Origin of the sequence: Embleya hyalina (assembly GCF_003967355.1) — a bacterium.
Lineage (GTDB): Bacteria > Actinomycetota > Actinomycetes > Streptomycetales > Streptomycetaceae > Embleya > Embleya hyalina.
This window is the reverse complement of the sequence record NZ_BIFH01000034.1, coordinates 11,000-24,146: the sequence shown is the minus strand read 5'-3', so window position 1 is coordinate 24,146 and position 13,147 is coordinate 11,000. Positions and strand designations below refer to the sequence as shown.

The 13,147-nt window shown below is 64.1% G+C and carries 7 protein-coding genes; 2 read left to right on the top strand and 5 right to left on the bottom strand.

Annotation, left to right across the window (positions count from 1 at the left end):
* Nucleotides 1–477: 477 nt before the first annotated feature.
* The 5 genes from EMA17_RS55570 to EMA17_RS36190 form a co-directional block, all read right to left on the bottom strand.
* Nucleotides 478–600, bottom strand: a complete 123-nt coding sequence (locus tag EMA17_RS55570; RefSeq protein WP_281290571.1) for a hypothetical protein — start codon at nucleotides 598–600, stop codon at nucleotides 478–480.
* A gap of 198 nt (nucleotides 601–798) precedes the next feature.
* A complete protein-coding gene (locus tag EMA17_RS36205) occupies nucleotides 799–1,101 on the bottom strand; it encodes a hypothetical protein (protein ID WP_246127129.1) in 303 nt (100 codons plus the stop codon).
* Between the two features lie 287 nt (nucleotides 1,102–1,388).
* Nucleotides 1,389–2,993 (bottom strand): arabinofuranosyltransferase AftB family protein, encoded by a 1,605-nt coding sequence (locus tag EMA17_RS36200; RefSeq protein ID WP_126641430.1) that lies wholly within the window; start codon nucleotides 2,991–2,993, stop codon nucleotides 1,389–1,391.
* Between the two features lie 2,384 nt (nucleotides 2,994–5,377).
* Complete coding sequence (locus tag EMA17_RS36195) at nucleotides 5,378–6,283, bottom strand: hypothetical protein (protein ID WP_126641429.1); 906 nt, start codon at nucleotides 6,281–6,283, stop codon at nucleotides 5,378–5,380.
* 115 nt (nucleotides 6,284–6,398) lie between these two features.
* The gene (locus EMA17_RS36190; protein WP_126641428.1) at nucleotides 6,399–6,824 is read right to left on the bottom strand and encodes a hypothetical protein; all 426 of its coding nucleotides are present in this window, start codon (nucleotides 6,822–6,824) and stop codon (nucleotides 6,399–6,401) included.
* A 507-nt stretch (nucleotides 6,825–7,331) separates the two neighbouring features.
* On the opposite strand from EMA17_RS36190, the gene EMA17_RS36185 reads away from it, so the two are divergent.
* Both EMA17_RS36185 and EMA17_RS36175 read left to right on the top strand, forming a co-directional pair.
* Nucleotides 7,332–7,616 (top strand): hypothetical protein, encoded by a 285-nt coding sequence (locus EMA17_RS36185; RefSeq protein ID WP_126641427.1) that lies wholly within the window; start codon nucleotides 7,332–7,334, stop codon nucleotides 7,614–7,616.
* Nucleotides 7,617–8,844: 1,228 nt separating this feature from the next.
* The gene (locus EMA17_RS36175) at nucleotides 8,845–13,134 is read left to right on the top strand and encodes a golvesin C-terminal-like domain-containing protein (protein ID WP_126641426.1); all 4,290 of its coding nucleotides are present in this window, start codon (nucleotides 8,845–8,847) and stop codon (nucleotides 13,132–13,134) included.
* Nucleotides 13,135–13,147: the final 13 nt, after the last annotated feature.

Here is a 13,147-nt window from a genome sequence, read left to right as displayed (position 1 = left end):
ACTCCCCGCCGGAAACCACAGTCAGCGCCACCAACTCGCGCCGTACGCGGCGTGCCCGGTTCCGGGCCGTCCCGCCGAACGCCGCGTCACTGTCCACCAGTTCCGACGGACGGCGGTGTGACGGCGGAATGAAAAGCTCCTCGTAGCCGGCCGGCATCGCGGGCCTGACACGCTGCGAACCTCGCCCACCCCACTCCACCCATGGCTTCGTCTGCGGTTGCGCGGTTCGCCGGCGCGGCCGCGGCCAAGTGCGCGCCGGTGCTTCACCTGCTCCACGCACCCGGACCGGAGACGACCTCAGAGCAAAACCGCAGGACCGGACACCCCAGCCGCTACGCCGCGCCGGTCGTGGCTCACGCGTTCGGGAGCGGCCGGCCACATCTCCCAGCGTCGGTCGGGCCGTTTTGCCCAGGCCGACTGCCGACCACGTTCGACGGCTATGCCGAAGTCGTAGCTGTGGACGAGGTGTTCGTCCCGTCAATGCAGAGCGGCGTAGACCTCTTCCCACAGCCGTCTCGGCCCGCCCCGGACGGCCTTGCCGATCCCGTGCCGGTCGTCGACCAGCGCCCAGGCCCGGCCGGTGTCCCACAGCCTCCACACGGTCCCACCGTGTGTCTCCAGCCACGTCGGGCAGCCTCAGCGCGACAGCACGAGGACGGGAGTCGTTCCCGCCATGCGCCTCCACGAGTCACGCGTCGGACCCGACCGGGATGTCGGCGCCGGGAACGGGCGGGAGCGCCCCCGGTTCGTTCATCCACGCTCGGGCGACATGTCGACTCGCGGGCCGGTGGTGGCGTGTCAGCGGTAGTCGTCGGGGTGGCCCTGCATCCAGGTGTTGATCCGGTCCCGGGTGCTGATCAGCATGGTCTGGTGCTTCTTCAGGTTCTCGAAGGATCGGTCGCCGCCGACTTCGGCGTCGAGTGCCTTGATCAGGGCTATCGGTTCGGGGAAGTGACCGGCGCCCTTCGGATCCGTCTTCATCGCCCGGTCCAGGCGGTGCAGTTCGTCGTGGACCCGCCCGAGGAAGTAGGCGCAGGTGCCCGGTGTGCAGGTGTCCTTCAGGGTCGCCTGGAGTCCGGCGAACGCGTCCCGTACCTTCACCTCCGGAACCGCAGCCGACGGGTCTAACGCACTCTCGGATGCACCCGCCGCGGCCGTCTCCTGCGATCCGTTGTTCGAGCTGTTGCAGGAGACGCCGAATACGATGGACGCCGTCACGGCAAGCACCGCCCTGCGCACCGATGGTGTGAACGACTTGAACATGAAAAGCCTCCTGCGGTCGTCGAATCGCACGACCCTAGCGTCACGGACGGGAAACCACACATAGGAGCCGTGGGCTCGCTCCGACCAGCTTTCACAGCCCGGATCGAGGCGTGCGGCGGCGTCGATCATGGTTGACGACGGCCACAGAACTTGCGCTCGGCGTCGAACGGGTCTCGAGGTATGCGCAGGTTGGTACGCTCCCACGCGCCTGTCAAGTTGTCCCAGAAGCGACCCGCGGTCAATGGTTTCCGGGTGGAATCGAGGAGTTCCTTGAGGTCGCCGCAGGACAGCGCGTGCCGTGCCGCGGCCAGGCCTTCCCGGGTGACGGCGATGCTGCCGGGGGGTGGGTCAAGGACCTGAGGGTCGAGGTCGAGCGCCAGTAGCCAAACGTCGTCAATGAGCTTGCCGTGGCCGGGCAGCTTCTTCTCCCAGCCGGGGGTGTATTCGAGATGCGCGCCCAAGGTGTGTGCGAGGCCCCACATTTCGACGATGCGTTGATCGAGGGGCACCACGGCGCCGGTGACGCCGAGGTACCAGCCGGGTATGGAGATTTTGGTGCCCTTGTACATCGGGTTGAGGGGCATGAGGAGATCCGGGCGGAAGTCATCGGGCCGGAGACGCAGCAGGACCGGCGTCTTTGCCGCGAGTGCTGCGGCCACGCTCTCTCGCAGTCCTGGAAACGCCGATGTCCAGGCGCGAGTGTTGTCGGCGTTGTCATTGCCGGTGAGTCTGGTGTCCTCGACGCGGACGCGGACTGTCTGCGAGTTCGGGTCGAGGGTGGTCGTGTGCCAGGGCCCCGCGACAACCGCGCACCAGGTCGCGATCGACACCGTGATCGCGGCCAAAGCGCGGGTGCAGGGAATGAGGAACACCGGGAGCAGCGCGAGGTACGTCGCCGGGAGCAGCATGCGGGCGTGCATGTAGTCCCCGCCTACCTTGGTGACGTAGGCGGTGAGCGCGAGGGCGGCGCATACGGGGGTTGCCGGTACCAGGAGGGCGCGGTCGAGCGAGTGGCGTTTGGCGATCAGGCATGCGGCGATGAGCAGGAGGGCCGCAGGTGCGTACAGCGCGTACGGGTCGGCGAAATCGCGCAGGTATCGCAGGCCGGCGGCGAGTTCGGTTTGGCCGGCTTCCTTGGTGAGTGCGGGCATCGGTAGGAGCAGGCCGTAGTAGCCGGCTCGGAAGACCTCGTAGGAGATCGGTAGCGTGCCCAGAGCCGCCAGTTGCGCTGCGGCCTGCGGGAATGAGGGGCGGCGCAGGAGCCATGATGCGGTGAAGAAGATGACGGTGACCAGGAACAGGTCGGGTCGCACGAGGACACCCAGGCCGTATACGACCGCGTGTGCCGTGAGTTCGAGCGGGCTGGGGTCGTTGCGTAAGCGTACGAGCAGCCACCAACATGCGCTCAGCCAGAGGGTACCCAGTCCGGAGTCGAGCCCCGCCGAAGCGAAGTCCTGGAAGGGTGGGACGGCGAAGATCACCAATACCCCGGCGGGGAGCATCCAGCGGGTGGGCGCGTTCGTGGAGTAGAGACGTCGTGTGGCGTCACAGGCGATGAAGACCCCGGTGACCGTCATAAGCAGACCGGTGATGACGGCGATGCGACCGAGGTCTCCGGGCAGCAGTGCGCCCAAGAGGACCAGCACCCATTGCCACAGGGTGCTCGTGTTCGCCTCGACACGTTCGTCTACGTTGAAGACTGGGCCGTTGCCGGCGAGGATCTGCCGCACGGTGCGGAGAAAGATTGTGCCGTCGTCGGTGAGTGCTCGGTTTCGCCACCCCAACACGGCTACTACAAGGGCGGGCAGCCACGTCAGGGCGGAGTTCCAAGGACCAACCCACCGGCGAGACGGCAGGAAGGGCGACCTCGCGACAGCGGGGGTTGCCTTGTCTTTCGCGGCAGGAGAGCTATTGGGCAACGCTTATCCAGTGTTCGAACATGGGCGGGGGCGAGGTAAGTGCGGTTGCGGATCGTCGACTTCACTGGGATCTGATTATGCGATCGCTTGAGAGCATCTCACGCCGATGTGCTTCTCAGCGTCCCCCGAGGATGTCGCGCGCTTTTGCATCTGTTCGCTACGTTTCAAGACGACAGTGTCGAGTGCGTCTTTGTTTCGTTCGATTGGTCGGTGATGTGTGCTTTCGCGGTCTCGTAATCACGCAACGACGACGGCTGTTCCTGATGAAGCCCAGGAATTTCCTATGGCGTCTCGAGCGAGCAACTTCCTTCTTCATGGATCCGTGCCACGGTGCGAAAAATTCGAGGACTCGTCCGTCTTTCCTGGACATGTCGAAAGAGTCATGGTCGATCTTGCATGATTGGGAAGTTGCCCGGATAATCGGAGGTCCCGGTCTCCCGTCGGGCAGCCGACGCATTGCAACCTTCCGCGGGTGCCTCTCTTGGTCCGGGCTCTCCGTTCTCGGTACGGGCGCCGTCGGCGGAGCAGGATCCCAGGACGCGTTCCACGATGATCACCGGGAGGTAAGCGACGAGTTCACTCGGGCGCGGCGAACGATGACGACGTAACGATCCTCTCCAACGTGTGCGTCCGACGGATCTCACCGTATTTTTGCCGTCACCCCAAGTCAATACTCTCAGCGCGTGAGAGAATACCGAATATCTCGCCCATTCAGGGATTATTACACCAAACACACCATCCGGGTTGTGTTTTTCGGACGCCACTTCGGACGTGCCCTATGCGAGTGACGGATCGTTGGGTTTGTTATGGGGATTCGGGCTGAGATTGGATCGATCCCGACGGTTTGTGCGGTGTGGTGCGGCCGTTGTCGCCGCTGGCGAGAGCATTCCCAGGGTGGGGAACGGCGAACAGAGGCAGTGTTCATGGCGATCGTGTGCATGTCGGTGCGGGTGTTCGAGGCGGCAGCTGCCACCGTGATCCCGCATGCCGAAAAGTCCCGTGGACTGGGAAAACCCGGGTCCAAGGCTGCTCGAAGGGCTGTGAGTGGTCGATTGTTGTGGGTGGTGTGGGATTTTTGGGCTGGGGTTTCGCAGATGTATCGTGATGTTTTCGGGGCGTAGGGCTGGCTGGATGGGTTTCGGGATGCGGGGAGTGGGGTGTGAGGCGGGCTCGGTCGAGTGTGTGAGCTGAGGTTCCCTCGATTCCGTGGGGATTCGCGGGTGTTGTGGAGTGCAGTGAGATTTTGTGCGGTTGGAATGGGGATTCCATGGGCAGCGGTTGCCTGCTCCGTTGCCGGTGGGTCCGGGGAATCGGCCGGGGGGCAGGGTTGGGTATGGCGGCGGGACCAGGACCGTGAGAGGTCGTCGGGTACGGGTGCCAGGCGGGTGAGTCCGAGCGTGTGTGGGTGGTGCGTTCGCGGAATGTGGTCACGGCCCGGCCCGGGGTGTCGCCGGTGGGCGTGTGGGGCGAAGGCGACCGTTTCGGGGTGGGTGGTCACAGGTCGAGTTGTCAGTGCCCACGAACTGCCGTTCGTGGTCGTGTGGTCGGGGTTGGCCACCGCAAGGCGGTGCTCTCGCGTCCGCCACGGGCCGGTGAGACACAGCTCGTGGTCGTTGCCGGCGGGGTGACGATGGGTGTGGCGCAGGATGCCACCACGGGCACGCCCACGAAGGTTGTTCGTACGGGTCGGGGTGGTGTCACGCGGCGATGCCCGCCCCGACGGCATCGGGTCCTCTTCCCCGTGATCGGAGGTTTTCCTCCTTCGGGTGTTCCACGACTTCGTGATGACTCCGAACCCTGCGGCGTTCCCGTCTCGTCGGACCGATTCACAGTGGGGTTGAGGGCCGGAGGTCGGATTGGCATGGTCGGCAGTCGCCGGGGGTCGGGCGCGAACAGTGCCCGCGTGGGCAGAGGAAGTGGAGCGGTCCGTCCAGATCGATGCGCTGTTCGGGTTCGTCCTCGCGCGAACATTGGTAGGACTGGGGGAGCCGGTGAGAATCGTGCCGATCCTGCCGACCAATGCCATGCCGTGCACGCGCTTGCGAACATGTTCCATCCGGGGGACACGTCAGTGGGTTCAACCGGCTTCATCACGGCTCAGCCGGGACGGATGGGAAGGACGCGATGCGGCTGAGTCCGGGGCCCAGTCACGACGAACAACATCGACACCGAAATCTTTCCAGGGGATGCGCTTGTCACCGGCTTTCGAGAATGAGGTGTGCTTTTTGAAGCTGCTCGTTGCGTTTCAATAGGACGTTGTCAAGTGCTTTTTTGTTGCGATCAATCAATACTTTCTGATACGCGCTTTCGATTCCGCTCCACGTATTCACGAAATTGACTTGTCTTTTGCAGCCGACGTCTGCTTTCGCCGTTTCGATCTCAAGCGGCGACGGCGGCTGGTCTTGCCGAAACTCTGTATCGAATGGTGTCTTGTAGGAGAAGCCTTTCCCCTTCATGCATTCGGACCACAGTTCGATTACCTTCGTGACTCGTCCGTCTTCTTTTGATATTCTGAACGACTCATGGTTGATCTGCTGCACGACCGGGAAGTCGCTCGGATATCCGGAAGTGCCCGTCACCTGTCGCGCGGCCGATGCATTGCAACCTTCCGCAGGTGCCCCTCCTGGCCCGGGCTTTCCGTTCTTCGTTCCGGACAGAGCTTTGATTTGCTCCTCGGTCAGCACCTCGTCCGGCCTCGCCTCCGGAAATACAAGTCGATAACCGTTGGCATCGGCTTCTCGGCTGTCCATGATTCCGTATCGCCTGTTGTTTCGCGACGGATAGAAATTTTTTGAGGGATGCTCTCGAGGCGGCGCCAATCCCGCGCGTCGGACGCAGTCTCGAACCAGGATGTCCAATGCCTTGAGGAGTTTGTCGCTGTCATCCGGGGACAGAAAGTACGGATCGAGCGGTAGCGCGGGCACGACATCATCGGAATAATTCGGTAACGAGTCGACGACCGGAGGCGCGATCCGTGTGATGGGGGCCGATGTTCGGGCGCTGTCGGCGGAGCAGGACCCCAGTATGCATCCCGTTGTGAGCACCGAAAGGAAAAGGGCGAGTTTTCCGCCGGGGCGGCGCATGAACATGAAAGAGTACATCTCCCGTTTCCGGAGCGCGAAAGCGCGGCGTTCGAGTGGCAGAAAATACCAACTGGTACGCCGCGCTTCCGACTGTCGAGCAGAGAATACTACTGAGACGTCGCGCTTCCGGCCGTCAACTGGTCCAACGTTTGAACGATGCATTTTGGTTGTAGGTTTCCACCAAATTATCTCCGGTGCAAGCGAAGATGAAGTCGGCGGGTCCGGCGAAGTTGCTGAGGTAGTAGCTGAGGGCGTAGCCCGTGCAGGAGCCGGCGACCTGATAGGTTGCGGATGCGGCATTATTTTTCACTGGTAGTCCAGCGCCTGCGCCGAGTGCAAACTCAAACCCTGCGAGATTGCCGACCCCGTCGGCATAGGTCAGGTCCCAACCGGCCACCCCGCCCTGCTGGCCACTGTTATAGAAGTAGCAGAACGCTCGTGTGGCGCTCCCATGCAACAAGCACCTGGGAGAAGGGGGAGCCGCTTGCGCGCTGGGCGCCTGCCCGATGACAGCAGCGCCGGCCAGAACGGTGGAAGCGAGAAGGTACCTGAGGCGCATGAAAGGACCTTTCGAGGAGAGGGCGAGCGATATCAGGGCTGGACGATCAAGAAGCAATATCTTTCTCCGGGTTCTGCATCCCGGATTTCACCGTATTTTCGCCGTCGCAGAAAGTCAATACTCTCGGCGCGTTGCATCGTGCCGAGAATTTCGGCAACTTTCTTCAGATGCAAACATCTAGCATGCCAAGGCCACATTTATTTGTCATGGCTGAGTATCGCTGGCAATGGGTGTTTCTGGCTTGGTTTGGCGATGTCTACGTCGGTTCGACCAGTACGCGATATGATCGGAATAGAGTATTCCGCTGCCAACGGCCGCGCCACTACTACTCGATCCCGAGAGCCCCGTGAGTGCAGGGGAACCGAATATTTCCCGGTGGAATCCGAGTTTCGGGATCATGATTCTCGGGAATCGCGCACGGGCTCGTTGTAAACCCATGTTGTGCGATCGCGGTGATGTGATGCGGGGGTGTGCGTGGCGCCCGGACTCGGTTCGCACCTCGTCGCGATGAGCGAGATGCATGCTGGTCAAGGCGCCGGCGAGCCGGTGTCGGAACCACCGGCGTTGGCGTCCATGGTGATCAGGGCGTTCGCCGAACGGCCCGGCATGCCGAACGTCGGCCGCGAGATCGCCGACGCCAAGTTGCGAAACCAAGGCTGTGGCCGTCCGTGGGCAGCCAGAGCGCGACGAGGACGATGCCGTCGAACCCGCACGATCGGCGTCGACACCGAAACCGCGCGGGTGAACGCGAGTATTTCGTTTGCCGAGACCGAAGGTCCGCCGCGAAGCTGAGACCCGTGTGCCGGTGTGAGAGGGAATGCGAGCCGGCCCAGGGCGAACTCACCACCGCAGGTCTGCCTCGAATCTGCTCACAACCCAAGCAGGTCGGGGCTGGTCAACGTGCGGGTGATCGCCCCGGTAAGCAGGGCGAGGACGTGTACTACGGCCGGTTCGGAGTCGCGTCGGCCGGGACATTGACGACGTCGGCCAGACTGTCATGTGGGGCTCGGGCCACGGTGTGCGGAAGCGCCGATCCCTACAACGTGTTGCGCCCGCTCATGCGCTAACCGGGCGTAAAGGCTGGCGAACACGCCCACCTGATCGAACGCGCTGACCTGCGTGGGCACCCGCAGCCATCAGCGCATGATTTGCCCTGCTTTGTTGCAGGAGGCGCCGCGTGTAACCAATCCGCAGGTGGCGGTACCCCCGACCAAGGGTCGGCGCGGCTGTCGCGGTGCGGGCTCGCGCTTAGGGGTCGAGTGGACTCTCGGCGCGCGATCCGGTTTCGGACGCCCACCCAACCAATCGTGTCATACACCACACGAACGGAATGTGACTGGCCGCAATCGCTCGGACCCATCGTCTGTTCACTCTGCGTGGTTGATCCCCGTGAATCTTCGTCCCTCTGATGGTCGGATCTTCCGATCGCAAGGTCATCGAGCCGATAGGTGGATGCGTTCGCCGACGGTTTGGTCCGGAAGCGCGGAGAAACAACTGCCATGGCCTTGGAAAGCGGAGCGTATTGGCAAAGAAATTGCAATGACTACCGTGAGTCATCTCATCGGAAATTACTTCTTGTCCCAGGAGGAGGCGGCTGCTTGAGTGGGGCCGCTTGTTCAATGCTTGATCGGCCGAATCCGCCGTCCTCGGCGCACTCGGTGGCCTGGTCGGCACCATCCTGGGCACCGTGACCACCGCCGCGAAACAGTGGACCCAGGCCGTTGATCCCCTCACCGTTGCCGCAGCAGCACCCTTGGTCGGCCTCGCCACCGGTGTCCTCGCGGGCCTGTACCTCGCCTGGCGTGCCGCCCGAGTCGAACCCGTCGAAGCCATGCGCCGCCGACGACGCGGCACGCCTTGTTCTCCAGCGCGGTGCCCGGCATTCGCGCCGTGCACACGCGGTGGCCGCGCGCGTCGATCGGCGCGTGTTCCCTAGCGAGAGGCTGTCATGCGAAACGCGAGAAGAAGAAGGTTGGTCCGCACATTAAATCGTCGAACAGCCCTGGGGGCGGCGGCCCTCATGGCGATCACGACGTTAGCCAGCGGCACCGCCGCCAACGCCGGCGAACGCAAGTCCGCAACCCCGGCCGCGCCCGCCGGGTCGCAGGATCGGGCGTGGACGACCACCGGTGACGCGGACGGGTTCCACGTCATGGTCGCCGACGCGAAGGACCAATACGGGTGGCGGACCGCCGCGAGCCTGTCCGAGCCGGGTTTCGACACCGACACCTGGATCGGGAACGCCTGCGTAACCGGATCCGGGCAGCGCGCCGTCGTGGTCTACGCGCCGCGCACGTTCACGAACAAGCCCCAACTGATGGCCCGCGGCGGGTTCACCGCGATCGTCGACCTGGCCTCCGGGCAGGTCACCAAGCTCGACCTGCAGGCGTCGCTGTCGTACTACAACCCCGGCTGCGGCGTTGACGAGGGCGCGATCCTGACCCAGTCCCCCGGCGAGGACAAGACCTCCACCCGCCTCGTGCGCGTCGACGCCGCCACCGGGGCCCTGAGTCCCGCAGTTGAGACCAAGGGACAGGTCACCTCGGCCGTCCCGGCCAAGGACGGCAGCATCGTTGCCGCCGACGGCGGCGCCCTCGTCAAGATCGAGGCCAACGGAGCGAGCACTCGGCTCGCGGCCACCCGCGGCGTCCCCTTCCGGCTCACCGCCGACAGGGACGGCGGCGTCGTCTACCTCGACAAGCTCACCGCCCCTCAGGCCAAGAGCGCGGCGGCCGAGCGCCTCACCGCCACCCAGATTCGCAAACCCGAACCGAAGAAGACCAAACCGACCGAGCTGGCCGCCGGACCGCTGGCCGAGACCGGCCTGGCCCGCGACGCCGCAGGAACGGTCTACGTCACCGGCCCCGTCAAGCAGACCGCGGACAAACTCCCCGACGTCGTGCGACTGTTGCCGACGGCGCCCAAGGACGCGAAGGTCGGTACCCGAGGCGAGAGCGTCCTGACCCGTACCGCCTGGGCGGACGGCAAGGACACCCGGATCGACCCCGACGAGGCCGTCGCCGTTCGCCCGGTGAGCATCGACCTCACCGTTCGCGCGACCGGCCGCACCGCCTCCGCCGTCGTCGACCCCGCCGCCAAGCCCGGACCCAACATCGTTCAGGGCAAGGACCGTTCCCCGAAACTCCCCGCCCCCAAGGACCAGCCGCAGGCCGCTTTGGCCGGTGGCGGCCAAAGCCTTACCGACCCCCGCCCGCCAGGGAGTTCGACGCAGATCGTCGAGGCGGAGCGCACCTGCGCCGTGCCGCGCAACGACCCGAGCAACCAAGCCATGCAGCCGAAGCCCCGTCAGGTGGAGTGGGCGGTCGACCAGGCCATCGTCGGCAACCTCGACAACAAGGTCAGCCGACCGGCGAACTGGAAGAACCTCGGCATGCCCGCCTATCAGCCGCAGGCGATGTTCCCCCTCCAGGCACTGTCCGGCGGCGGCAGTCGGGTGCCCGCCCAAGTGATGCTCGGCGTCACCGCGCAGGAATCCAATATGTGGCAGGCCTCGCGCACCACCGTCCCCGGCGTCACCGGAAACCCCCTCATCGGCAACTACTACGGCATCAACTACTACGACGGAAACCCCGCCAACGACTGGGACATCGACTGGTCCAAGGCCGACTGCGGCTACGGCATCACCCAGGTCACCGACCACATGCGCCTCGCCGGCCGCGAGGACGGCAAACTCCCCGCCTGGGACTATCAGCAACAACGCGCCGTCGCCCTCGACTACACCGCCAACATCGCTGCGGGCCTGCAGATCCTCACCGAGAAGTGGAACGTCACCCACGACAACGGCCTGATCGTCAACAACGGCAACTCCGCGAAGATCGAGAACTGGTACTTCGCCCTGTGGGCCTACAACTCCGGGTTCTACCCCAACCCCGGCGACGGCGGCCCCTGGGGGGTGGGCTGGGCCAACAACCCCGCCAACCCCGAGTGGGACGCCGGACGCCTGCCGTTCCTCGAGAAGGGCGACGGCAGCGACAACTACCCCGACGCCGCCCACCCCCAGGACTGGCCCTACCAGGAGAAGGTCATCGGCTGGGCCGGCCACCCCCTCGAAGGACTCGAATCACCCGGCAAGATGGTCGCCGGCTACCGCCAGGCCTGGTGGAACGGACGCGACGGCGACGCCACCACCGTCGGCACCGCCAAGTACTACCGCGCCCAGGCCAAGCCCCCCGAGGGCCTGTTCTGCGCACCGGAGAACGCCTGCGACGCCACCAAGATCACCGACGCCGCGTCCAACGACCCCGGCGTCGGTCCCTGCACTCGAGCCGACCACAAATGCTGGTGGAACAAACCCGCCACCTACAAACTCGACTGCGACTACTCCTGCGGCAACGACCTCGTACGCTTCAACACCACCTACCCCGAGGAACCGGACGGCACCGCCTACCCTCCGGCCTGCACCCTCAACGGCCTGCCCGCAGGCGCCCTGGTCGTCGATGACGTCCCCGACAACGTGCCGTCCATCCGCCCCGACTGCGGACACTCATGGACCAACGCGGGCACCTTCACCATGACCTTCGGAAACGACCCCAACGCCGGCACGTTCCCGGCGAAGGTAGACACGCACCAACTCGGCGCGGGTTTCGGTGGACACTTCTACTTCGCCCACACCCGCAGGGACGACCCCAAGGGCCAACTCCTGAAAGTCTTGGGCGAATGGGCCTTCAACCAGGCGGTCACCGGCCCAGCGAAGGTGTTCGTCCATCTACCCGACCACGGCGCACAGACCAAACAGGCGACATACGAGATCGAGAACGGCTGGGGTAAGCCGGTGCGCCGCACCATTTCCCAGGCGGGCGCGACGAACCGATGGGTCGAGCTGGGAGTTTTCAGGTTCGCAGGCGTACCCAAGATCCGCCTGAACTCGATCACTGCGGACGGTACTGGCGACCAGGACGTCGCATTCGACGCCGTGGCGGTCGCCCCCGGCAACTACGCCGTCGGAGGGCTGGACATAACAGTTCCCGAACCCGACCCAACGGCTCCTGACCCGGTCGACAATCAGCCTCGCCTCGTCAACGGTTTTTCTGCGGCATCACAAACGGCCAAGCTCGGAAGCGATCCTGCCGCGCCCAAATGTGGTCCGATCGACCCTGCCACAGGAGCACAGTGGTGCACCTCGATCGGGCAGGTCGGGAGCACTCCGTCCCGGGCGGCGACGCCCCCCATTGCCTCCGTGATCAACGGCCCCGTCGACTGGTGCAACAACGGCAATCTCATCGGCGACTGGATGAACCGCGACGCTGCGTGTCTGGGTTCGATGTCGCCTCTCAACGCCGAACTCAAAAAAGATGGCACAACGATCGGCACGGCCCAGTTCATCTATAAGCACGAGATCGAACTGGACATCGCGGGGATCAATTTCCAGGAATGGGTCTACCTAAAGCCGGTCAAGATTGATCCCGCGCTGCAGTCGATCAACGTTGCCATGACCTTCACGTGCACCGCGCCGCCGCCTGCCGCCCCCGCGTGTGACACCCATGTCACCACTACTGGCGCCACGAGTTGGATGCCCACCGATCTACACGAGGTTCGGATGCTCGTGGACCACTCGTGGACTGGCACAAGCAGCAAGAACGAACTGAATCTCGGCTGGTTCGCCATGGTGACCGCTCCGTTCATCCCGACCGCGTCCACAGGTTGGTGGGAGTGGCAGGATCCAAAGTTTCAGGTTCGCTGCGACCGCATCGTGCCGGGCAAGTTCCCGGGCTGTGTGTTTCCCGCGTACGGATATGCCTATCCGGTGAACACCAAGAAGTACCCTGTCGCCGCAGCCTACTATTGGATCATGCAACAAAGAATGATCAGCCCCAAGAATCCCCACCCCGGACAATTGCCCGACAATCTCTTGGATGATCATCCGCTCCATCGCCATGACGACCGGGCGTCGAACTACAACGTCATTTGCGACAATACGTTCGCGGCTCACCAGCAAGTGTCGAACTACCCCGAGCCTGCCCAGTGTGACGAGTTTCCGATCGCTTCTTCGAAGGAAAGCGGGGCGATGAAGGGCGCCACTTCAGGTAATCAGTGCGCTCAGATTGTCGCGTGGCCCATGGGCGGGAAGAAGTGGAACGTGACGATGGACGAGAACTATCCAGCTGCCGACTGGCAAAATCTCGTCTGCGGCCGAGCCACGATGACTAAGAGCCAGAACGAGGGGGCCTTCAACTGGTTGGGAGTCAGATTCAAGGATTTTCGGATCCTAGACGGAGACCCCTTCTACATTAAGATTCCGGGATTCCAGAACTGCAACCCGGACATCGCCTGCGTCGTGACACTCCCATAGAGTCATCTCGACT